We start from the raw sequence: 22,307 nt of genomic DNA on the forward strand, positions 1-22,307 counted from the left end.
GTGATAAAAATACAAAATCTTAAAAAATATTATGGCAAAGAATTAGTTATAAATGATGTTTCTTTAGAAGTTAAAGAAGGAGAAATTTATGCTCTTGTTGGACACAGTGGGGCAGGAAAATCAACTTTGCTAAGATGTATTAATGGTTTGGAAAATTATCAAAGTGGTAGCGTAGAAGTTTTTGGTAAAGAAATAGCTACCTTAAAAGAAAAAGAGTTAAGAATATTTAGAAAAGATATAGGGATGATTTTTCAGCATTTTGCACTTATGAGTAGAAAAAGTGTATTTGAAAATGTAGCTATGCCTTTAGAAATTCATAATTTTGACAAAAGCGCAATTCAAAAAAGAGTTAATGAGCTTTTAGATCTTGTGGGACTTTTAGCTAAAAGCAAGGCATATCCAAATGAACTAAGTGGTGGGCAAAAACAAAGGGTAGCCATAGCTAGAGCCCTTGCTTTAAATCCTAAAATTTTACTAAGCGATGAAGCTACTTCTGCACTTGATCCAAATACTACAAACAATATTTTAGAGCTTATTGCTAAAATCAATCAAGAATTTAACATCAGCGTAGTATTAGTAACTCATGAAATGGAGGCAGTAAAGCAAATAGCACAAAAGGCTGTATTATTAGAGCATGGACAAATCATAGGTCAAGGGAAAATTGAAGATTTATTCTTAAAGCCAAGTGAAAAAATGCGTGAATTTCTAGGGGAGAGTGATTTTTTACCACAAAATGGAGTCAATGTGCGCTTATATTTTTGCAAAGAAAAAGCAAATCAAAGCATAATCACTCATATGGCTAGAAGTTTAAATATTGATTTTAATATAGTTTGGGGTAAAATAGAAAAACTAAACAACAATGCTTTGGGAAATTTGGTAATCAATATAGAAGCTAAAGATCAAGAAAGAGTTTTAAATTATTTACAAGAAAATGGCGTTATTTGGGAGCTTGTGTAATGAATTTAGAAGCAATTTTAAAAAATTTTGAAAATATACTTTATCCGGCATTATTAGAAACTCTTTATATGAGTTTTACAGCCACTTTTTTAGCCTTTTTAATCGCACTTATCCCTGCAATTGTGCTTACTGTTACTGATAAAGGTGGCTTATGGGAAAATAAAAGCATTTACAGTGTGCTTGATTTTATTATCAATATTTTAAGATCCTTTCCATTTTTAGTACTCATTGTAGTTTTAAGCCCTTTTACAAAATATCTCATTGGTATTAGTATAGGAACAACTGCTACCATAGTACCACTTACCATAGGAATTGCGCCTTATTTAGCTAAAATGATTGAAAGTGCTTTTAAAGAAATTGATCCTGCTATCATTGAAGCAGCAAGATCTTATGGAGCTAGCAAAGCACAAATTATCTTTAAAGTTATGTTTAGTGAGGCTTTACCAAGCATTATTAATGGTATCACTTTGATTTTAATCATCGTAATAGGATTTTCCGCTATGGCAGGAACTGTTGGTGGTGGTGGTTTGGGCGATGTAGCTATTCGCTATGGTTATGAGCGTTTTAGAACTGATATTATGATTCAAACCGTTGTGATTTTAATTGTTTTGGTTCAAATCATACAATTTATAGGAAATATTCTTTATAAAATCACCAAAAGATAAACAATGAAACATAAACTTGGTATTTTGCTAGCAGCGACTAAAAATTCAAGCTTTACCATAGGAACCTTGCTCATTAACATTATGGATGTTATGGGTGAGAAGGTAGATGTGTTTTACATTTTACATGATGGTTTTAGCTTGAATGATCAAAATATCATGCAAAAAATTGTTAAAAATAAAACAATTAAATTTCTTCCTTTTACTCAAGAAGATTTTTTAGCCACTCTTAGTAAAAATCAAAATGATATTAATAATTTATTTTTCTTAAAAAGATGGACGCATATGGCTTTTGCAAGATTTGAAGCTTTTAAGTTTTTAGATGAATGCGAAAGTATTATTTATCTTGATTTTGATGTTTTACTTTTAAAAAGTATAGATGAACTTAGCAAATTAAGAGCTAGAAAATATCATTTTGGTGCAAGATTAGGTAAAACTTTGCTTCAAACAGCTCTACCTTTAGAAAAAAATCATAATAATAAGCGTGTATATCAAACAGGGATTTTAGTTTTTACTGATCTTATACCAAATCCTTTACAGTGTTATCAGTTTATCTATAATTATCTTTCACAAAATACTAAAAACTGGCAAGATCAAGGAATTTTTTCCTTAATGGCTTATGAAAATCACTTTAAAGTTAAAGATTTAAAAGACAAATACACAGGAAGTACTCATTATCTTACAAATCTTACGCAAAATGCTTCTATAGTTCACGCTTGTGGAACTAATAGTCGTTTTTGGAATAGTAAATTTTGCAATCAAACATGGCCCAAATGGCAAGAATATTATGAAAAATGGCTAAAACTTGGTGGAAGTAAATATACAGGATCTTTTTATAAAGATAATAAACAATCCGTCCAACGCACAAGATATCATTTATCATACAAACTAGGCTATGCTTTTATAGAATGCACTAAAAATAAGAAAAAAATTCCTTTTTTACCTTTTACTTTGTTAAAGATTTACTATAAACACACAAAACTTGCCAAGCAATATCAAAAAGATTTAAAAACAAAACCTTATCTTAAACTTCCACCTTTATCAAGTTATGATGATTATAAAAGCGAGGGTATTAAAAACCAAAATACTTATTCTTATAAAATCGGACAAGCTCTTATTAAGGCTCAAAAAAATTGGCACAAAGGTGGTTATGTAGATTTTATAAAAGAACTCAAACATTTTGCCAAAGAATACAAAAACAAACAAAAATAAAACTTTTCCTATCTTATTAATATTTTTACAATATAATCAAGCATATTAAAAACTATAAAAAGGAGTTAAAATGAAATTGTTAAAATTGCTCGCCGCAAGCACAATTTTAGGTGCAAGTTTATTTGCTAATGAAGTTATTACTGTAGGTGCGACACCTGTTCCTCACGCTGAAATTTTAGAACAAACTAAAGATTTATTAAAAAAAGAAGGTTATACATTGGAAATTAAAGAATTTAATGACTATATTTTACCAAATCTTAGCACAGATAGCAAAGAACTTGATGCAAATTTCTTCCAACATCAGCCTTATTTGGATGAGTTTAATGCCAATAAAGGCACAAAATTAATTAGCGTTGCAAAAGTTCATATCGAACCAATGGCAGTTTATTCTAAAAAATATAAAAACATCCAAGATCTTCCACAAAATGCTACCATAGCTGTACCAAATGATCCAACAAATGAAAGCAGAGCTTTAGATATTATCGCTAGTACCAAGCTCGTTAGTTTTGAAAATAGTGCATTAAAAACTCCACTTGATATTAAAGATAATCCAAAAAATATCAAATTTAAAGAATTAAAAGCAGCACAACTTCCAAGAGCTTTAGATGATGTTGATTTTGCAGTGATTAATTCAAACTATGCTTTATCAGCAAATTTAAATCCTGTAAAAGATTCTATTTTAATAGAAAGTAAAGAAAGTCCTTATGCAAATATCTTAGTAACCACTCAAGATAATAAAGACAATCCTAAAATCAAAGCTTTAGTAAAGGCTTTACAAAGTCAAAAAGTAAAAGATTTTATCAATGAAAAATACCAAGGTGCAGTAGTCCCTGCATTTTAAAAATAAACCTTGAGTTTTAAAACTCAAGGTTATTTATTTTTAATAAGTTCTGTGGTAATTTTAGCTATTTCTAATTCTTCTTCTGTTGGAACAATTAAAATTTTAATTTTAGAGTCTTCTTTACTAATCTCGCTATTTCTAAGCTGTGCATTTTTATCTAAATCTATATCAAATCCCAAATGCTCTAGTCTTTGACAAACTTTTGCTCTAACAATATCATCATTTTCGCCTATACCAGCTGTAAAAATCAACGCATCGACTCTAGGTAAAATCGCAAAATATGAGCCAATATATTTACTCAAACGATAACAAAACATATCAAGAGCAAGTCTTGCTTTTTCGTTGTTTTGTTCAATTTGCGCTTCAATATCTCTAAAATCATTAAACCCACAAATTCCATAAACACCACTTTTTTTATTCATTATAGTATCTAAATCAGACGGGTTTAAATTTAATTCTTTTGCCAAAAATGGCAATACAGCAGGATCAATATCTCCACATCTAGTTCCCATGATCAAACCTTCTAACGGTGTAAAGCCCATAGAAGTATCTACGCATTTTCCATTTTCTATAGCACAAACACTCGCACCATTTCCAAGATGCGCACTAATTGCATTAAATTCATTAATATTTTTACCAAGTATATGCGCAGCTTGTTTACTTACATAAGAATGTGAAGTGCCGTGAAAGCCGTATTTTCTAACTTGGTGTTTTTCATAAAATTCATAAGGCAAAGCATACATATAAGCATAATCAGGCATGCTTTGATGAAAAGCTGTGTCAAAAACTGTCACATTAGGAACTTTTGGAGCTGCTTTTATCATAGTTTTAATACCTATTAAATGTGCAGGATTATGTAAAGGTGCTATATGAGCAACTCTATCAATTTCTTTTAAAATTTCATCATCCACTAAACAATGTTTGGTTAAATTTGGACCTCCATGAACTATCCTATGTCCGCATCCATCAAGTTCATTTAAATCATGTAAAATTCCACTTTGAGCAAATAGTTCATTTACTAATTCAATACCTTGCTCATGATCTTTAATCGCTAATTCTTTTTTGTATTTTTGACCACTTTTTAGATCTTTTAGTTCTATTTTAGAGCTTTGCTCGCCTATTTTTTCCACTAAACCAGATGCTAGGGCTTCATCTTTTTCAAAAAGCTTAAATTTAATTGAAGATGAGCCTGAATTTAAAACTAATATTTTCATTTTTCTCCTTATTCTTGTGCTTGAATAGCACTTAAAATCACAGTATTAACAATATCTTCTACCAAACAACCTCTACTTAAATCATTAATCGGTTTTTTAAGACCTTGTAAAATCGGGCCAATAGCTAAAGAATTTGCTGTTCTTTGCACTGCTTTATAGCAAATATTTGCCGCATTTAAATCAGGAAACACATATACATTTGCCTTTCCTGCCACTTTAGAATTTGGCATTTTGCTTTTTGCTGTTAGCATATCATATGCTGCATCAAATTGTATAGGACCTTCTAGCTCAAGTTGAGGATATTTTTCTTTAGCTATTTTAGTAGCTTCTTTAATTACATCTACACTAGCCCCGCTTCCGCTATCTCCACTAGAATATGAAAGTAAAGCCACTTTAGGTTCAAGTCCAAAAGCTTTAGCACTATTTGCACTCACATAAGCAATTTCAGCAAGTTGCTCAGGGGTTGGATTTGGCATAACAGCACAATCAGCAAAAACCAAAACCTTATCTTCTAAAGACATAAAAAACATACCAGAAACTAAGCTCACATCAGGTTTTGTTTTGATAATTTGCAAAGCAGGACGAATAGTTTCAGCAGTAGTTGTACTCGCACCACTTACCATAGCATGTGCTTTTTGAGTATGCACAAGTAAAGTCGCAAAATAAGTTTTATCTTGCACTAACTTTTTAGCTTCTTCTTTACTCATACCTTTGCTTTTTCTAGCTTCATATAAAAGCTTTTCAAATTCTTCATTATATTGAGAATTTTTAGGATTTATAATACGCACACCATCGATATTGATATTTAAACTATTAGCTTTCGCACAAATTTCATTGCTATCACCTAGCAAAATCAAATCAACAATTTCATTTTGTATCAAAAATTCACTAGCTTTTAATACTCTTTCATCAAAACTTTCAGGTAAAACCACTATTTTTTTATCTGCTTTTGCTTTTTCAAAAAGCTCATAAGAAAATCTTGCCTGAGTTTTATAAGTATATTCTTGTAATAAATCTTGAGTAAAATCTTTATTTTCTTTTAACAAAACAAAGTCGCTAAGCTTTTGGCTTAGTAAAAAATTTAACATAGTATGATTTTCACCTTGACTTTTTGCATATAATGGAGCATTTAACTCTTTAGCTAAGGCTATATTTAAACTCAAATCTCCCATCAAGCCAAAATCATCTACTCCAACCACTATAACAAAATCATTTTCCTTTTTTATTTTTTCATAATCTTGAATTATTTTTTTAAAAAAGTCATTTGAATTTTGAGTAAATTTGCTTTGATAATCATTTTTTTCAAAACTGCTAAAAAAATCTAGTTTAGTATTAGTTTTTGAGCATATTAAAGCAATTTTTTCTTTATTTTTTTCACAAAAAACAGGAAAATAAAAAGCTATTTTACCTTGAACTTTTCCTAAAGACTGTGTTAAAAATTTCTCATCAACACAATTTAATAAAAACATGGATTTCATTTTTTCCTCTTTTTTAACAAAATAATTGTTTTTTTGTAATATAATAATTTTAAAATTCATCACAATAATATAAGGTTATAAAGCTATGAAATTTAAAAATGTTAATTTTTACTTGTTACCTTTTGTAATGTTTGGTTGTAGCGCCACAGTCGATCCACATATTAATATGAAACCTCCAACTTATGTAGAAGAATTAGCTCCAAAGCAAAATCATAACACCCAAAGCAACCCTGGATCGTTGTTTGGTAAAGGAGATAATCCTTTATTTTCTGATAAAAAAGCAATGAATGTAAATGATTTAGTTACCGTAGTCATTAGAGAAAATGCTACACAAAACTCACAAGGCTCTAAAGCTACAAGTAAAAACAATAATGTTAATTTAGGCGGAGGACAAGTAACCACTGGTGCTGGACTTAGCAAAGCTAGAGATTTTATCAATGATTATACAAATATAGGTTATACCACAGCAAGCACTTCACAATATCAAGGCACAGGAAGCCAAACTAGAAGTGAAAATTTCCAAACCACCATTTCTGCTAGAGTGATTAAAGTTTTATCTAATGGAAATTATTTTATAGAAGGAAGTCGTGAGCTTTTAATTAACGGTGAAAAACAAATCATTCAGCTAAGTGGGGTTATAAGACCTTATGATATTTCTCAAGATAACATGATAGATAGTAAATACATAGCTGATGCAAAAATTCTTTATAAAACAGAAGGTGATATAGATAAATCAACGCGTAAGCCTTGGGGAACAAAATTCATGGAAACCATTTGGCCTTTTTAAGCTAAATGGTTTTACATAAAACTTGGCGCATCATTAGAAAATAAAATCAAATCTCCATTTTGGGTTAATTTTGATAAAGCTTGTACAAGTTGAGATTTTTCTTTTAATACATAAAAATCTAATGTAATATGTTTTTGCAAAATCGTGCTATTAGCCTCTGAAGTAATAATTACAAAATCGAAACATTCGTTGATTATCTTACATAATTTTATATTTTCTTCTTCATTAACTTCAACTATACCAGGAGTTACCAAAATTTTTCTTCCTTGATAGTTTTTACAAAGCTCATAGCTTTGACTCATACCTTTAAAATTTCCATTAAAACCATCATCTATGATAAATTTAGGCTCTTTAGAAATCACTTGCAAACGATGCTCTACTGCTTTTAAATTTGATACACTTTTTATAATATTTTCTATTTTTATTCCTAAATAATGAGCAAGTAAAATACACACGCTAATATTATAAGCATTAAAAGCACCTAATAAATTCGCATGAAAATCATAAATATTATCATCTAATCTTACTTTAAAATCTAAACCTTCTAAACTTGCCCTAACATCACTTAAACAATCATCATAAAATTCATTTTCATATAAGGTGCTTGAGTGTAAAAAGTATTTTTCCAAGCGCTTAGATTTTAAAGCTTGCAACTTAGCACTGCGGATATTATCTTGAGTTTTAAAATACTCCAAATGCGCCAAACCGATCTCACCTACTATGCAAATTTGAGGATTTAAAAACTCTGTAATTTCTAAAATATCATTTTGCTCTCTTGCGCCAGCTTCTACGATATAAATTTCAGTATTATTTTCTAAATTTTCATTGATATCTTTTACTATACCCATGAAAGTATTAACACTTCTTGGAGTTTTATAACACTTAAACTCATCTTTTAAAAGTTCGTATAAAAAATTTTTTATACTTGTTTTTCCAAAACTTGCAGTAATTAATATAATTTTTAAATTTGGATTATCACAAATCTTTTTATTTGCCTTTTTTATAAATGTATTTTGGTTTATTTTTTCTACTAAAAAGCTAAATAAAAATGCAGCTACTAAAGCTTCCAAACCTATCCAAAAAAATGGCATAAATACTAAAGTAAAAAGCGACAAAAATAAAAAATAACGCTTAATCCTAGCAGTAAAAACTAGCTTTTTATCTAAATTTTTATATAAGTATCCACCATATAACAAAGACAAAGCAAAAACTATAAAATATAAATAAAAATTTCCACTATATAAAGAAAACACAAAAGCAAAATAAGGAATTATTAAAAAATATAAATGCCACAAAGGCTTAGCAAAATGTAAAATTATGCGTGAGAATTTATAAGAATACCATTGCAAAGCTAAAATCAGATAAAATCCAAGTAAAAAATTCAAACTTAAAAAAGCTATCATACTAATCATTTTTTAAAAATTCCTCATGTATTTTTTCATTTATAAAATCAGCATGTTTTAAAAAGAAAAAATGATCCCCATCTAATGCAAAAAAATTTCCCTTTTGTGCTAAAGAATGAATAATCGCTCCACTTTTTAAAGGCGTAGCCTTATCTTCATTACCCCAAAAAATCAAAATAGGGTTTTTAAGCTTTTGAAATTCATTTTCTAAATTTTCATTAACAACCTTCTTAAAGGTTTCATACATCACTTCACTCATGCCTTGAGCGTCTTTGCTAATAAAAAATTTCCTCCAAAAATCCCCATAAGGAAGATTTTTTAAAATCTTAAACAAGGCTATTTTAAACCTCACTTTAAAGCTTTTTGGCAAAACCACACCTGCACTAGAAAGCAAAATCAAACCTTGAAAATTAGCATTATGACACATAATAGTCGCAACTTTCCCGCCAAAAGAATGCCCCATTAAATAATCTGCCTTTTGCTCAATTGTAGTTAAAAAGTCTTCTACAACCTTGGCATAAGCATAAGAATCCATAGGTGCATCTATGCTTGAATTTCCAAAACCAGGTAAATCTAAATAAATTTGTTTAAAATCATTCAAAGACTTTTCAAAAGCTTGTTTCATAAGCTCTTTATTAGCACCCCAACCGTGTAAAATAAGAATTGTTTTTTCACATTTTGGATTGATGATTTCATAGCTTAAATTATAAAAATATCCATTAGAATATACTCTAGTTTTTGCCATTTCTAGCCTTTTTTATCTTTATAAATTTTTTCTAAAAGCATTACAGCTTCATTTAAACGCTCATATTCTTCAAAACTTAAAAGCACGGCTTCAAATTTATTATTTTTTACTATCACCACCCTGCTATTTTCACTTTTTTTTGTTTTTTCAAGCATAGTGCTGAAATTTCTTACTACTTCAGTTGCAGTATAAATTTCATCTTTGCTAAAAGTAGCCATGATTATAATTTACCTTTTTGTCCATTAATGCTGTGAATAAAAGCATAATCAATCTTAATTTGCTTTTCTAACTCTATATTTTTTGCTAAATTATTAACTGTATTAGTAAAATCTTCAAATAAATAATTTGCCAATGATCCTGGATTTGGATTAATCTCATTTAAATAAACCTCATCATCTATCACAAAAAAATCACAGCGAATCAAAGCTCCTTTAAATAAAGGATTGTAAATTCTCGTAAAATTATCCCTGAGTTTTTGTTTTAATTCTTCGCTAATATTTGCTTCACTGACTTTAGAACTTTCTGAAAAGCCTAAATATTTTTGTTCAAAATCTAAAATTTCATTTTTTCTAGGCTCTTCAATGATAGAAAATTCCATTTTTTCACCTATCATACAACCTGCTAAGTTGTATTCTTTAATATTGCTTACAAATTGTTCTACTACAACATCCTCATCAAATTCAAAAGCAACATCTTTAGCATATTTAAGCTCGCTTTCATCTTTAACTATACTTATACCTATGCTACTACCTAATCTTGCAGGCTTTAAAATACAAGGAAAATCTAAAGAAACATTTTGCTCTTTATGCAAATTTAAAACCTTATAATCAAGTGTTTTCACCCCTACACTTTGTGCATAAAGTTTAGTTAAAACCTTATTAAAAGATAAAACACTAGCTTCTATGCGCGGTCCTATGTATTTTATACCATAAAAATCAAGCAAAGCAGCTATTTTGCCATCTTCACCATCTTTTCCATGTACGATATTTACCGCTACATCAATGTCAAGTTTTTTCTCACCTAACATGGTTTTTATAAAAAACCCACCCTGTTTTAGTATTAAAGCTTTTTCTTTTTTATAAGCACCACTACTAAAAGTTTTTGCATTCATTTTTTCTTCATCTATAAGAAAAAATTCCTTATTTTTATCACAAAATATAAATTTTTTTTGCACTTTGAGTACTTTTTTTAATACCACAGCACTCACAATGCTAATTTCATGCTCATAAGAATTTGCACCAAAAATTACACCATATATCATTATATTTTTCCTTTTATTATGCTAATTTTTTCAAAGCCTCTTTAATAAGCTCACTAGTATTTTTACTCTCACAAGTTCTTAAAACTTTTAAAATATTTTCTTGTTTAAAACCAAGTGAAAGTAAAGCTGCCAAAGCTTGTGCTTGATCTTGATTAGAATTTTCTATATTGATTTTTGCATCACTTAACTCAGCTATAATTCTTTTTGCACTCTTTGGACCAATACCAGGAACCTTTTTAAATACACTCTCATCGCCACTTTGCAAAGCTGCATAGAAAGTATTAGTATCTAAGCTTGAGCAAAGTGCCATAGCAGTAGTTGCTCCTATACCACTAATTTTGATTAATAATTCAAACATTCTTTGCTCATTAATATCTAAAAATCCATATAATTTATGAGAGTCTTCTTTGATAATTTGCGTGATTAAAAACTCAACCTTTTGATCTTTTTCAAAATTACTTGAGCAAAAAAGCGACACATAAACACCATAACTTACCCCACTTGAAGTTTTTAAAATTACAAAAGTAGGTTCTTTTTTACTCACTATTCCTTCAATTGCCACTATCATTTAGTTTATTCCTTGTAATTACTAATAGAGCGAATTTCATAAACACTTACTCCATCTTCAGTATCTATCTTTTCAAGTTCAAAACACTCAATCATCTCATCATTACGCGGATGATAGCTTAACTCTTTTCTAGGATTTAATAAAACAAATTTAACTTCGTTTAAATCCATCCATTTTCCACTTTTATTAATAATTTTTGATTTTAAAAGTTCATCTTGAATTTTTTTAAGCTTTTCTATATTTGCTTTTTCTTCCTCTTTTAAAGTTTCTATCTTATTAGCTAAAATATTTAAATTTTCAATCTTTTGATTAAAATCTTTAATAGTAATCTTATAAGCTTGCGGTATAGCTCTTTTTGCATTCATTAATTCTTTTGCCTTTTGCTGTAAAATTCTCACAGAATCTTTACTCACATGGATAGTATGCTTGGTTTCTTCAATTTCCTTGACTAAATTTTCTTGTTCTTTTTTTAACTCTTCAATATGCAAAAGTATTTCCTCGCCACTTTTTTCTTTATCAAAAGCTTTGAGATCTTGAATTACAAGTTTATTGCCACTTCCTTGAATTTTTTCAACGCGGATTAAACTTTTAGCACTACATAAACAATTTCCACCAAGTTCTTGTATATAAATTTCATCAGCAATAATCTCCCCACCCACAGCCTTTTTAATATTTACTTTTTTAGCCTTAATAGAGCCATTTTCTAAAGTTTCAGCAAAAATTTCCTCAGCCTCACAATATCCTCTTAAGATATTAACCTCAACCTTTTGCCCTATAATAGTACTTTTATGGTGCATATTGCCTTTAAGAATTACTTTTTTACCTCTTAAAACAGAATCTTGAGCCATATTGCCCACAACCTCTAACTCTTGTGCTTCAACGGTAATTCTAGGGCCTATTGCATCCTCTAAACTATTTGTATTTTTAATCACGATAATAACTTGCTTATCAAAACCCGCCCAAATAGAACCCGTGCTTTTAAAATCAACCTTGTTAAATTCTAAATAATTTTCTATCTCATAAATAGATTTTTTTTGGATAATAAATCCATCTTTTTTGGCAATATATTTTATACTTTCATCATCTTCTTTAACTTCAAAATTATCCGAACAAATAACTTTTTCTTTGTTTGTTTTTGGCGGGAGGGCTTTTAAAATTTTAAATCTTAAATCTTTACCATCACTACCCTCTTTTGGTTTAATCCTCTCAATAGCCACCTCATCTTTTCCTATAGGTGCTACATAGTTTCTATTCATCACATCATTGTGTTTTTTTAGATTTTCTAAATAGTGATATTGAATTTCTTCATTTGTAGGCTCTTGTGGATTAACTCCCTTACATACTTCAAATTCAACTTCAAAATCAAATTTTTGCTTTTCTTTAACTTTAGTATTAAAATCAATAATTTGCTTTTTAAAATCAAAAATTCTAAATCCAAGTAAATATTTTTCTTTTATCATCGCTTTATAAATAGCTTCTAAAAGCTCTAGTGCTAATTTATCATGAAAAGCAATAGCTTCACTAGCTCTAACACTAGCTTTTAATAAAGTACAAAGCTCATTAGCATGCAAGCTAACTTCAAAAGTTGGTATGCGTGCAAATTTTTTAAAATAAATTTCTATTTTATACTCTTGCTCTATACTTAAATCATGAATTAAAAATTTTTCATTTTCTTCAAAAATTTTTAATTCTTTTTCATTAACTTTTATCCATTCTTGATTATCATAAGTATAAGAAGTACTAAAACTTAACAATCTAAAATCAAGTTCATCAACTTCGCATTTATTTTCAGAAGCAAATATCAAAAGCTCTTTATAAGGGTCTTTAGTATATAAAATTTTCTTCTCTTCCATAGCTTAAGCTTCCTTATTTGTGTATAAAATTTTGATTTTAGCAAAAATAAAATCAAAATTTAGTTAAAATTATTGCTATTAAAAAATTTTATAATACTCAAACTAATGTTTAAAGAATGAAAATTAATGAGAAAAAATATTATTTTTAAAAATTTCATCATCAATGCCTTGGGAATTTTATTTTCTAGGATTATGGGTGTTTTAAGAGATATTGTTTTAGCCTTGTACTTAGGTGCTGGAATTTATAGTGATATTTTCTTTGTGGCTTTAAAAATGCCTGCTTTTTTTAGAAGAATTTTCGCTGAAGGGGCTTTTGGACAAGCTTTTTTACCAAGTTTTTTAAAAGCAAGTAAAAAAGGTGCTTTTTGTATAAATGTCTTATTACAATTTAGTATTATTGTTTTTTTAACCTGTGTTTTAGTGAGTTTTTTTGCTGAATTTTTTACAAAGATTTTTGCCTTTGGTTTTAACAAAGAAACGATCATTCTAGCTGCGCCTTTAGTTTCTATTAATTTTTGGTATTTGTTTTTTATTTTTTTAGTAACTTTTTTAGGCTCTTTGTTAAATTATAAACAAAATTTTTTCATCACTTCTTTTTCTGCTTCATTTTTTAATCTTTTTGTTGTGATTGCCGGATTTTTTGTCACTCAAGATAAACCTTTAGAAGCTTTGTATTATTTTTCATATGCGACTGTTTTAAGTGGTCTAGCTCAACTTATATGGCATATTTTTGCTTTAAAAAACACTAGAATTTTAAAAAGTATGTATTTAAGCATAAAACTTAAAAAAACAAAGACTAATTTAGATAAGTTCCACTCTACATTTACTCATGGACTTTTAGGCTCTTCAGCAAATCAAATTAGTTCATTATTAGATACCACTATAGCTAGTTTTTTAATGGCTGGAAGTATTTCGTATTTGTATTATTCTAATAGGGTTTTTCAGCTTCCTTTAGCTCTTTTTGCAATCGCACTAAGTCAAGTAAGTTTTCCAAAAATACTAAGACATTTAAAAGCAAATGAAGAACAAAAAGCCTTAGCTTTTATGCAAAAAGCTTTTGAATATTTAAGCGTGCTTTTGATTTTAGCTAGTATAGTGGGGATTATCTTAGCTAAAGAAATTGTGGAGTTTTTATTTCAAAGAGGAAATTTTAATCAAGAAGATACAAAAATCACTGCATTTTTATTACAAGCTTATCTTTTAGGACTTTTACCTTTTGGTTTACAAAAACTTTTTTCTTTATGGCTTTATGCTAAATTTAAACAAAAAATAGCCGCTATAATCGCCTTTAAAACACTTTTTATATCAGCATTTTTTAGTATAGTGATTATTTTACTTATCAAAGAAGAAGCTTATAAGAGCTTAGGCATTGCATTAGCTTCATCTATTAGTGCTTTTTATTTATTATATGCTAATATAAAAGAATTTGGCTTTAAAAATCTTTGGGGTATTTTTAGGGTTAAATTTTGGCTTATTAGTATAGTATTTTTAAGTTTATTTGCTTTAGGCTTATTTGAAATTAAAGATATTTTAATACAATTTTTAATTGAAATTTATCATTTTTTTAAAGGTTTGTTTTAATGGTTTTTTTTGATAGTGTTTTAAAGAAAAAATGCGAATTTATCCCACATGAGGCAAAAAAAGCAAATATTTATTTATGCGGGCCTACTGTATATGATGATGCACATTTAGGACATGCAAGAAGTAGTGTGTGTTTTGATTTTTTAAGAAGAGTTTTGCTAGCAAATGATTATAAAGTAGTTTTTGTTAGAAATTACACTGATATTGATGATAAAATCTTAAAAAAAATGCAAGAGAGTGGTAAAAGTTTAGAAGAAATTACAAATTTTTATATTAAAAGATATGAAGAAGATATGCAAGCGCTTAATATCTTAGAACCTGATTTTAAACCAAAGGCTACAGCTTATATTGAGCAAATGATTATATATATAGAAAAACTTTTAGAATTAAACCTAGCTTATAAACTTGAAGATGGGATTTATTTTGATACTAGCAAAGATGATAAATACTTTTATATCTCTAAAAGAAATTTAGAAGATAATCAATCACGCCTAGAAGAAAGCGTGGCTAAAAAAAATGATAGCGATTTTGTTTTATGGAAATTTGATGAAAAATTTTATCCTGCAAGTTTTGGCAAAGGAAGACCAGGTTGGCACACAGAATGTGTTGTGATGATAGAAAGTATTTTTAAAGATAAACTTGACATTCATGCAGGGGGTATAGACTTACTTTTTCCTCATCATGAAAACGAAGCTTGTCAGTGTCGTTGTAAAAACAATCATGAATTAGCTAATTTTTGGCTACACAATGGCTTTGTGCAAATTAATGGTGAAAAAATGAGCAAAAGCTTGGGAAATAGCTTTTTTCTAAAAGATTCTTTAAAACTTTTTAGTGGAGAGGTTTTGAGATTTTATCTTTTAAGTGTGCATTATAGAGCGCATTTTAACTATGCTTTAGAAGACTTACAAGCTGCTAAAAAAAGACTTGATAAATTTTACCGCTTAAAAAAACGCTTAAATTTAAATGCTTTTATAGATGAAAAAACTACCATAGAAAGTGAAGTAGCTAAAAATATCTTAGAAGTTTTAAATGATGATTTAAATGCCTCTAAAGCCTTAGCTTTACTTGATGAGTTTATCAATGAAAGTAATATTTATTTAGATAAAAACCCAAAAGATAAAACTTATAAAATACAATTGGAAAAAACCTTAAAAGAACTTGCTTTTATTTTTGGTATAGGTTTTATAGATACTATAAAATATTTTCAATTTGGTATTAGTGAAGAAAAATGTCAAGAAATAGAAGAAAAAATTGCTCTACGCAACAAGGCAAAACAAGAAAAAAACTATGCCTTAGCAGATCAAATTCGTGATGATTTGGCTAAAGAGAATATTCTTTTAATGGATACACCAAATGGTGTGGTATGGGAGAAAAATGGATAAAAATTACAAAGAAATGAAGCTTAAAGAAGTTTTTACTCGCTTTAAGCCTTATTATAAAGATTATTGGTTTTATTTTGTTTTAGCTATTATTGGCATGCTTTTAACCAGTGGTGGCACAGCAGCTAGTGCATACATCATAGAGCCTATTTTAAATAAAATTTTTATAGAAAAAAACGCTCAATTGCTTTATTATATGCCTTTGCTTGTTATTTTAATTTATGCTTTAAAAAATCTTGGCGCTTATATGCAAGTTTATTATATATCTTATGTTGGGACAGATATTTTAAGAAGATTAAGAGAATTAGTTCTTGGCAATCTTTTGCGCTTAGATATGAGTTTTTTTCATAAATACAGAAGTGGGGAATTAATCAGCAGGTGTACTTCTGATATTGGAGCTTTGCAAAATATAGTTTCTACTATAATACCTGAAATTTTAAGAGAAAGTTTAACTGCCATTGGGCTTTTAAGTGTGGTGATTTATCAAAGTCCAAAACTTGCTTTTTTTGCTTTAGTAATTTTACCTTTAGCAATCTATCCCCTTGCTATTTTTGCTAAAAAAATCAAAAAAATAGGACACAATACCCAAGAAAAAAATTCTGATCTTACTTCAAGATTAAGCGAAATCTTTTCTAATATAGAACTTATTAAAGCTTCTAATGCAAGTAAAAATGAAATGCAAAAATTCAGCCAAACTAATAGTGAAGTTTGCAAACTTTCCTTAAAAGGCATTAGAATCGAAGCTTTAAGTAGCCCTTTAATGGAATCTATGGGTTCAATTGGCTTTGCAATAGTAATTATAATAGGCGGCAAAGAAGTAATCGATGGAAGTTTAAGCATAGGTTCTTTTTTTAGTTTTACTACAGCTTTATTTATGGCTTATACTCCTATTAAAAGACTTTCTTCACTTTATACAAGATTACAAAATGCAGTAGCAGCAAGTGAGAGAACTTTCTATCTAACTGATTTAGAACCGCAAATTAAAGGTGGTGATGAAAAACTTACAGAAAATATCCAAAATATTCATTTTAAAAATGTCTCTTTAAGCTATCAAAAAGATAAAATGGTATTAAAAGATGTAAATTTTTCTTTTAATAAAGGAGAAATTCTAGCCTTAGTTGGATCAAGCGGTGGCGGGAAATCCTCTATTATTAATCTTTTAATGTATTTTTTTGAAAAAGATAGTGGAGAAATTTTAATCAATCAAAGAGATATTAGTTCTTTTGATATTGTTAGTTTAAGAGAAAATATCTCTTTAGTAACTCAAAATATTTATATATTTAATGACACTATAGCTCAAAATATAGCTTATGCTAAAGAATACGATGAAGCACGTGTAATAGAGGTTTTAAAACAAGCTAATGCTTATGATTTTGTTCAAGAACTTGGCGGTATACATACTGAATTAAAAGAACATGGAAAAAATCTCTCCGGCGGACAAAAACAACGCATTGCTATAGCAAGGGCTTTATATAAAAATCCTCAAATTTTAATTTTTGATGAAGCAACTTCAGCACTTGATAATGAAAGTGAAAAAGCCATAGTAAAAACTATAGAAAGCTTAAAAAAAGATCGCTTAATACTCATCATCGCTCATAGACTTAGCACTATAGAAAATGCTGATAAAATTGCTGTACTTGATAAAGGAAAAATAGCTTCTATAGGAAATGATGCTTATTTAATGCAACATTGTGAAATTTATCAAAAATTAAAACAAAAAGTACAAAAAACTGACAAAGATAAAGAAAATGAAAACTAAGAATTATCATTTTTTTAGTACAATATGCTATTTTGTAAAAAAGGAAAAATATGACCTATGAAAGCTTAAAACCTTTAATATATAAATTAGATCCAGAAAATGCTCATGCTTTGGCTGAATTTAGCATGCGAACACTAGATTGTATATTTCCTGGAGGGCTTAGTTTTTTTGCAAAAGATTGCGTAATAAATGATGAAATTTTAAATCAAGAAATTTTTAATTTAAATTTTTACAATCCTGTGGGCTTAGCAGGTGGCTTTGATAAAAACGCCACGATGATAAGACCGCTAAGTGCTTTAGGTTTTGGCTTTTTAGAATATGGAACTTTTACCCCAAAACCTCAAAATGGTAATGAAAAACCTAGACTTTTTAGACTTGTTGAACAAGAAAGTATTCAAAATGCTATGGGTTTTAACAATAAAGGTAAAGACGCCATTGCTAAAGAAGTAAAAAAAATCTATCCATTTAGCATACCTTTAATAGCAAATATAGGTAAAAACAAAATCACCCCAAATGAAGAAGCTATTAATGATTATATTATTTTATTAAAAGAATTTAAAGATTTGTGTGATTTATTTGTGGTTAATATATCCTCTCCAAATACCAAGAATTTAAGAGATTTACAAAGCGAGGAATTTGTAAGTACTTTATTTAACCAAGCAAAAGAAATCACAAATAAACCTGTGATTTTAAAAATTGCTCCAGATATGAATATAGACAGTGCAATTTCACTTTGCAAAAGCGCTATTAGTGCAAAAGCTGATGGTATTATCATGGCAAATACTAGTATAGATTATTCTTTGATTGACAATGCAAGAACTTTTGGCGGAATTAGTGGTAGATTAATCACCCAAAAAAGTGCGACATTTTTTAAAGAAGTAGCTAAAGAAATTTATAAAGATACTATTTTAATAGCAAGTGGTGGTATAGATAGTGCTGAACTTGCTTATGAGCGTATTAAAAATGGTGCTAGTTTGGTTCAAATTTATACAGCTATGATTTTTAAAGGACCAAGTATTGTTAAAAACATCAACCAGGGTTTAATCGAGCTTTTAAAACAAGATGGTTTTAATCATATTAGTCAAGCTATAGGAGTTAATTTTAAATGATTAATTATAAAAAAATCATCCTTGAAAATGAACTTGAAGTCTATACTTTACCTGTAAATAAAAAAAGCGGAGTTATAAGTGTAGATATTTTTTATAAAGTTGGTTCAAGAAATGAAAAAATGGGGAAAAGTGGCATAGCCCATATGCTTGAACATTTAAATTTTAAAAGTACAAAAAATTTAAAAGCAGGTGAATTTGATGAAATAGTCAAGGGTTTTGGCGGAGTAGATAATGCAAGCACGGGCTTTGACTATACGCATTATTTTATAAAATGCTCTAGTGAAAATTTAGATAAGTCTTTATGGCTTTTTGCTGAATTAATGCGTAATTTAAATTTAAAAGATGATGAGTTTCAGCCTGAAAGAAATGTAGTTTTAGAAGAAAGGCGTTGGAGAACTGATAATAATCCTTTGGGATATTTGTATTTTAGATTATACAACCATGCCTTTTTACACCATCCATATCACTGGACCCCGATAGGCTTTTTTAAAGATATACAAAATTGGAAAATAGAAGATATACAAGATTTTCATCAAACTTTTTATCAACCCAAAAATGCTATTTTGCTTGTGAGTGGCGATATAAATGAAGATGAAGTATTTACTTTAGCTAAAAAACATTTTCAAAATATAAAAAACACCAAAGAAATTCCTATAGTTCATGAAAAAGAACCTGAACAAGATGGTGCTAAACGCGTGATCTTACATAAAGAAAGCGATACGCAACTGCTAGCACTTGCATATAAAATTCCTGCATTTAATCATGAAGATATGCCAAAACTTTGTGCATTAAGCGAACTTTTGGGAAATGGAAAAAGTTCTTTAATAAGTGAAATTTTAATTGATAAATTAGAATTAATCAATGAATTTTATGCTTATGCAAGTGAAAATATAGATGAGAATTTATTTATATTTATTTGCGTTTGCAATGAAGGTATAAAAGCAGAAGATGTTGAAAAAGAGCTTTTAAAAATTCTTGAAGATGTAAAAAATGCCAAATTTGATGATACTATCATGGAAAAAATCAAAAATACTGTAAAAAGCGATTTTATCTTTTCACTATGCAATGCAAGCAGCGTTGCAAATATTTATGGCTCTTATCTTGCAAAAGGCGATTTAAAACCTTTGCTTGATTATGAAAAAAATATAGAAAATTTAAGCAAAGATGATTTAATTCATTGTGCTAAAAAATACTTCAATGAAAACAAATCTACTACAATAATTTTAAAAAGGGGTGAAAATGGACAATAAAATCATCATAGGAGCAATGACAGCTTTAATAACTCCGTTTAAAAATGGAAAATTAGATGAACAAACTTACCACAAACTCATAAAAAGACAAATAGCAAATGGGATTGATGCGGTAGTGCCTGTTGGAACAACCGGAGAAAGTGCCACCTTAACCCATGAAGAACATAGAATTTGCATAGAAATAGCACTAGATGCTTGCAAGGGAAGTTCTTGCAAGGTTTTAGCCGGAGCAGGAAGTAATGCTACACATGAAGCTGTAAGTTTGGCTAAATTTGCACAAGAGCATGGAGCTGATGGTATTTTAAGCGTTACTCCATATTATAACAAACCCACACAAGAAGGTTTGTATTTGCATTATAAAGAAATAGCAAAAAGCATAGATATACCTGTACTTTTATATAACGTGCCAGGAAGAACAGGTTGTGAACTTCAAACAGAAACCATTATAAGATTATTTAGAGATTGTGAAAATATTTATGGGGTAAAAGAGGCTAGTGGAAGTATTGATAAATGCGTTGATTTGCTAGCGCATGAGCCTAGAATGATGCTTTTAAGTGGGGAAGATGCAATTAATTATCCTATACTTTCAAATGGTGGTAAAGGTGTGATTTCAGTTACTTCAAATTTACTTCCTGATATGATTTCAAAATTAACTCATCTAGCTTTAGAAGAAAAATATATTGAAGCTAAAAAAATTAATGATGAGTTGTATAATATCAATAAAATTTTATTTTGCGAAAGCAATCCTATACCTATTAAAGCAGCAATGTATATAGCAGGTTTAACTCCTACTTTAGAATATCGTTTGCCACTTTGTAAACCTAGTGATTGCAATTTAGCAAAAATAGAAGCGATTATGAAAAACTATAATATAAAAGGATTTTAATGGATACTTTTTTTCAAAATAAAACTTTAGTAATTAGCGGTGGAACAAGAGGGATTGGTAAAGCTATTGTATATGAGTTTGCAAAAGCAGGAGCTAATGTAGCTTTTACTTATAATTCTAATGCAGATTTAGCTCAAGAAATTGTAAAAGATTTAGAAAATAACTATAAAATCAAAGCAAAGGCTTATGAGTTTAACATACTTGAACCAGAAACTTATAAAGACTTATTTGAAAAAATCGATCAAGATTTTGACAGAATAGATTTTTTCATCTCTAATGCTATTATCTCAGGTCGTGCTGTTGTAGGTGGATATACTAAATTTATGAAATTAAAACCTCGTGGAATAAATAATATTTTCACAGCAACCGTAAATGCTTTTGTTGTCGGAGCACAAGAAGCAGCAAAAAGAATGGAAAAAGTTGGTGGGGGTAGTATATTATCTATTTCTTCAACAGGAAATTTAGTACATATTGAAAACTATGCAGGACACGGTACAGCAAAAGCAGCAGTAGAAGCTATGGCAAGATATGCTGCAACCGAACTTGGCTCTAAAAACATCCGTGTAAATGTAGTAAGTGGTGGACCAATTGACACTGATGCGCTTAAAGCATTTACAAATTATGAAGAAGTTAAAAATGCAACTATTAATCTTAGTCCATTAAACCGTATTGGACAACCTCAAGATTTAGCAGGAGCATGTTTATTTTTATGTTCTGATAAAGCAAATTGGATCACAGGACACACTTTAATCGTAGATGGTGGTACCACTTTTAAATGATTCATTACCCCATTTTGGGGTATTTTCTTTAAACACAAGGATTAATAAACAATGAATTTACCTAATATCTTAGCATTTATAAGGATATTATTAGCTCCACTTTTGTTTTTTTTGCTTATTAATGATTTTGAAAATATTCATCCTAGTTGGGTAAATTATTTTGCTTGTGTTATTTTTGGTATAGCTGCCTTGACTGATTTTTTTGATGGTTATATTGCAAGAACTTGGAATCAAACTACAAAACTTGGAGCTATTATAGATCCACTAGCGGATAAAATGCTTGTTTTGGCTGCTTTTTTAGGATTGTTACTCATCCAAAAAGCTGATCCTTGGATGATTTATATTATTCTAGTAAGAGAATTTTTTATAACCGGTTTTCGAGTAGTTATGGTGAGTGAAAAATTTGATGTAAGTGCTTCTTTTGCAGGAAAAATAAAAACAACCTTTCAAATGATAGCCATTATATTTTTAATCATGCAGTGGCCTTTTGCTAATACATTGTTATTTATTGCATTAGTGCTTACACTTTATTCAGCTTTTGAATACATACTAGCTTATATAAAACATTTAAAAAAGGTATAAA

At 29.0% G+C, this 22,307-nt stretch carries 20 protein-coding genes and 1 pseudogene; 13 read left to right on the forward strand and 8 right to left on the reverse strand.

Annotated features, from left to right (window positions below):
• The 4 genes and pseudogenes from L8V88_RS06415 (at position 1) to L8V88_RS06430 (ending at position 3,672) form a co-directional block, all read left to right on the forward strand.
• Positions 1–957, forward strand: coding sequence for a methionine ABC transporter ATP-binding protein (locus tag L8V88_RS06415; RefSeq protein WP_263727283.1), 957 nt, complete (start codon positions 1–3; stop codon positions 955–957).
• Positions 958–959: 2 nt separating this feature from the next.
• Positions 960–1,616 (forward strand): annotated as a pseudogene (locus L8V88_RS06420) (methionine ABC transporter permease); the annotation flags it as partial.
• Between the two features lie 9 nt (positions 1,617–1,625).
• Positions 1,626–2,831, forward strand: a complete 1,206-nt coding sequence (locus L8V88_RS06425; RefSeq protein WP_263727284.1) for a glycosyltransferase — start codon at positions 1,626–1,628, stop codon at positions 2,829–2,831.
• Positions 2,832–2,901: 70 nt separating this feature from the next.
• Positions 2,902–3,672 carry a MetQ/NlpA family ABC transporter substrate-binding protein gene (locus L8V88_RS06430; RefSeq protein ID WP_263724045.1) on the forward strand — a complete coding sequence of 257 codons (771 nt, stop codon included), beginning with the start codon at positions 2,902–2,904 and terminating at the stop codon, positions 3,670–3,672.
• Between the two features lie 29 nt (positions 3,673–3,701).
• Here the strand turns inward: L8V88_RS06430 and L8V88_RS06435 are convergent, their stop codons facing one another.
• Positions 3,702–4,886: an acetate kinase gene (locus L8V88_RS06435; protein WP_263727285.1), complete on the reverse strand. Its 1,185-nt coding sequence runs from the start codon at positions 4,884–4,886 to the stop codon at positions 3,702–3,704.
• 8 nt (positions 4,887–4,894) lie between these two features.
• Positions 4,895–6,364 (reverse strand): phosphate acetyltransferase, encoded by a 1,470-nt coding sequence (gene pta, locus L8V88_RS06440; protein ID WP_318529686.1) that lies wholly within the window; start codon positions 6,362–6,364, stop codon positions 4,895–4,897.
• A gap of 85 nt (positions 6,365–6,449) precedes the next feature.
• Here pta and flgH point away from each other — a divergent pair, with 85 nt between their 5' ends.
• Entirely contained in the window at positions 6,450–7,151 is a 702-nt protein-coding gene (gene flgH / locus L8V88_RS06445) for a flagellar basal body L-ring protein FlgH (protein WP_263664106.1), read from the forward strand.
• A gap of 11 nt (positions 7,152–7,162) precedes the next feature.
• Here the strand turns inward: flgH and L8V88_RS06450 are convergent, their stop codons facing one another.
• Genes L8V88_RS06450 through L8V88_RS06475 form a run of 6 tightly spaced genes read right to left on the reverse strand, consistent with a single transcriptional unit; the run spans position 7,163 to position 12,981 of the window.
• Positions 7,163–8,563 carry a Mur ligase family protein gene (locus tag L8V88_RS06450; RefSeq protein ID WP_263727286.1) on the reverse strand — a complete coding sequence of 467 codons (1,401 nt, stop codon included), beginning with the start codon at positions 8,561–8,563 and terminating at the stop codon, positions 7,163–7,165.
• Positions 8,556–9,299 carry an alpha/beta fold hydrolase gene (locus L8V88_RS06455; RefSeq protein ID WP_263683534.1) on the reverse strand — a complete coding sequence of 248 codons (744 nt, stop codon included), beginning with the start codon at positions 9,297–9,299 and terminating at the stop codon, positions 8,556–8,558. The genes L8V88_RS06450 and L8V88_RS06455 overlap by 8 nt, the downstream gene beginning before the upstream one ends.
• Before the next feature lie 2 nt (positions 9,300–9,301).
• Positions 9,302–9,517, reverse strand: a complete 216-nt coding sequence (locus L8V88_RS06460; protein ID WP_039618043.1) for a type II toxin-antitoxin system Phd/YefM family antitoxin — start codon at positions 9,515–9,517, stop codon at positions 9,302–9,304.
• A 2-nt stretch (positions 9,518–9,519) separates the two neighbouring features.
• Complete coding sequence (locus tag L8V88_RS06465) at positions 9,520–10,560, reverse strand: D-alanine--D-alanine ligase (RefSeq protein WP_263727287.1); 1,041 nt, start codon at positions 10,558–10,560, stop codon at positions 9,520–9,522.
• A gap of 16 nt (positions 10,561–10,576) precedes the next feature.
• A complete protein-coding gene (ruvA, locus tag L8V88_RS06470) occupies positions 10,577–11,128 on the reverse strand; it encodes a Holliday junction branch migration protein RuvA (protein ID WP_263727288.1) in 552 nt (183 codons plus the stop codon).
• A 5-nt stretch (positions 11,129–11,133) separates the two neighbouring features.
• Positions 11,134–12,981 carry a FapA family protein gene (locus L8V88_RS06475; RefSeq protein WP_263727289.1) on the reverse strand — a complete coding sequence of 616 codons (1,848 nt, stop codon included), beginning with the start codon at positions 12,979–12,981 and terminating at the stop codon, positions 11,134–11,136.
• Positions 12,982–13,107: 126 nt separating this feature from the next.
• On the opposite strand from L8V88_RS06475, the gene murJ reads away from it, so the two are divergent.
• The 8 genes from murJ to pgsA are packed head-to-tail and all read left to right on the forward strand — an operon-like array spanning position 13,108 to position 22,306.
• Complete coding sequence (murJ, locus tag L8V88_RS06480; RefSeq protein WP_263675733.1) at positions 13,108–14,562, forward strand: murein biosynthesis integral membrane protein MurJ; 1,455 nt, start codon at positions 13,108–13,110, stop codon at positions 14,560–14,562.
• On the forward strand, positions 14,562–15,944 hold the full coding sequence (gene cysS / locus L8V88_RS06485; RefSeq protein WP_263724038.1) for a cysteine--tRNA ligase: 1,383 nt from the start codon (positions 14,562–14,564) through the stop codon (positions 15,942–15,944). The genes murJ and cysS overlap by 1 nt, the downstream gene beginning before the upstream one ends.
• Positions 15,937–17,700, forward strand: coding sequence for an ABC transporter ATP-binding protein (locus tag L8V88_RS06490; RefSeq protein ID WP_263727290.1), 1,764 nt, complete (start codon positions 15,937–15,939; stop codon positions 17,698–17,700). Before cysS ends, L8V88_RS06490 begins: the two co-directional genes overlap by 8 nt.
• Before the next feature lie 50 nt (positions 17,701–17,750).
• Positions 17,751–18,809, forward strand: a complete 1,059-nt coding sequence (locus tag L8V88_RS06495; RefSeq protein WP_263727291.1) for a quinone-dependent dihydroorotate dehydrogenase — start codon at positions 17,751–17,753, stop codon at positions 18,807–18,809.
• Positions 18,806–20,059: a M16 family metallopeptidase gene (locus L8V88_RS06500; RefSeq protein WP_263727292.1), complete on the forward strand. Its 1,254-nt coding sequence runs from the start codon at positions 18,806–18,808 to the stop codon at positions 20,057–20,059. Before L8V88_RS06495 ends, L8V88_RS06500 begins: the two co-directional genes overlap by 4 nt.
• Complete coding sequence (dapA, locus tag L8V88_RS06505) at positions 20,049–20,945, forward strand: 4-hydroxy-tetrahydrodipicolinate synthase (protein ID WP_039666865.1); 897 nt, start codon at positions 20,049–20,051, stop codon at positions 20,943–20,945. Before L8V88_RS06500 ends, dapA begins: the two co-directional genes overlap by 11 nt.
• Positions 20,945–21,724: an enoyl-ACP reductase gene (locus L8V88_RS06510; RefSeq protein ID WP_039628226.1), complete on the forward strand. Its 780-nt coding sequence runs from the start codon at positions 20,945–20,947 to the stop codon at positions 21,722–21,724. The genes dapA and L8V88_RS06510 overlap by 1 nt, the downstream gene beginning before the upstream one ends.
• Positions 21,725–21,775: 51 nt before the next feature.
• Positions 21,776–22,306: a CDP-diacylglycerol--glycerol-3-phosphate 3-phosphatidyltransferase gene (gene pgsA / locus L8V88_RS06515; RefSeq protein ID WP_263727293.1), complete on the forward strand. Its 531-nt coding sequence runs from the start codon at positions 21,776–21,778 to the stop codon at positions 22,304–22,306.
• Position 22,307 lies beyond the last annotated feature (1 nt).

Source organism: Campylobacter sp. IFREMER_LSEM_CL2101, from assembly GCF_025771825.1.
GTDB lineage: Bacteria > Campylobacterota > Campylobacteria > Campylobacterales > Campylobacteraceae > Campylobacter_D > Campylobacter_D lari_C.

Excerpts from the sequence above, each read along its gene's own strand:
- L8V88_RS06425 (WP_263727284.1), top strand. The coding sequence starts at position 1,626 with ATGAAACATAAACTTGGTATTTTGCTAGCAGCGACTAAAAATTCAAGC.
- L8V88_RS06430 (WP_263724045.1), top strand. The coding sequence starts at position 2,902 with ATGAAATTGTTAAAATTGCTCGCCGCAAGCACAATTTTAGGTGCAAGT.
- L8V88_RS06435 (WP_263727285.1), bottom strand. The coding sequence starts at position 4,886 with ATGAAAATATTAGTTTTAAATTCAGGCTCATCTTCAATTAAATTTAAG.
- pta (WP_318529686.1), bottom strand. The coding sequence starts at position 6,364 with ATGAAATCCATGTTTTTATTAAATTGTGTTGATGAGAAATTTTTAACA.
- flgH (WP_263664106.1), top strand. The coding sequence starts at position 6,450 with ATGAAATTTAAAAATGTTAATTTTTACTTGTTACCTTTTGTAATGTTT.
- L8V88_RS06450 (WP_263727286.1), bottom strand. The coding sequence starts at position 8,563 with ATGATTAGTATGATAGCTTTTTTAAGTTTGAATTTTTTACTTGGATTT.
- L8V88_RS06455 (WP_263683534.1), bottom strand. The coding sequence starts at position 9,299 with ATGGCAAAAACTAGAGTATATTCTAATGGATATTTTTATAATTTAAGC.
- L8V88_RS06460 (WP_039618043.1), bottom strand. The coding sequence starts at position 9,517 with ATGGCTACTTTTAGCAAAGATGAAATTTATACTGCAACTGAAGTAGTA.
- L8V88_RS06465 (WP_263727287.1), bottom strand. The coding sequence starts at position 10,560 with ATGATATATGGTGTAATTTTTGGTGCAAATTCTTATGAGCATGAAATT.
- ruvA (WP_263727288.1), bottom strand. The coding sequence starts at position 11,128 with ATGATAGTGGCAATTGAAGGAATAGTGAGTAAAAAAGAACCTACTTTT.
- L8V88_RS06475 (WP_263727289.1), bottom strand. The coding sequence starts at position 12,981 with ATGGAAGAGAAGAAAATTTTATATACTAAAGACCCTTATAAAGAGCTT.
- murJ (WP_263675733.1), top strand. The coding sequence starts at position 13,108 with ATGAGAAAAAATATTATTTTTAAAAATTTCATCATCAATGCCTTGGGA.
- cysS (WP_263724038.1), top strand. The coding sequence starts at position 14,562 with ATGGTTTTTTTTGATAGTGTTTTAAAGAAAAAATGCGAATTTATCCCA.
- L8V88_RS06490 (WP_263727290.1), top strand. The coding sequence starts at position 15,937 with ATGGATAAAAATTACAAAGAAATGAAGCTTAAAGAAGTTTTTACTCGC.
- L8V88_RS06495 (WP_263727291.1), top strand. The coding sequence starts at position 17,751 with ATGACCTATGAAAGCTTAAAACCTTTAATATATAAATTAGATCCAGAA.
- L8V88_RS06500 (WP_263727292.1), top strand. The coding sequence starts at position 18,806 with ATGATTAATTATAAAAAAATCATCCTTGAAAATGAACTTGAAGTCTAT.
- dapA (WP_039666865.1), top strand. The coding sequence starts at position 20,049 with ATGGACAATAAAATCATCATAGGAGCAATGACAGCTTTAATAACTCCG.
- L8V88_RS06510 (WP_039628226.1), top strand. The coding sequence starts at position 20,945 with ATGGATACTTTTTTTCAAAATAAAACTTTAGTAATTAGCGGTGGAACA.
- pgsA (WP_263727293.1), top strand. The coding sequence starts at position 21,776 with ATGAATTTACCTAATATCTTAGCATTTATAAGGATATTATTAGCTCCA.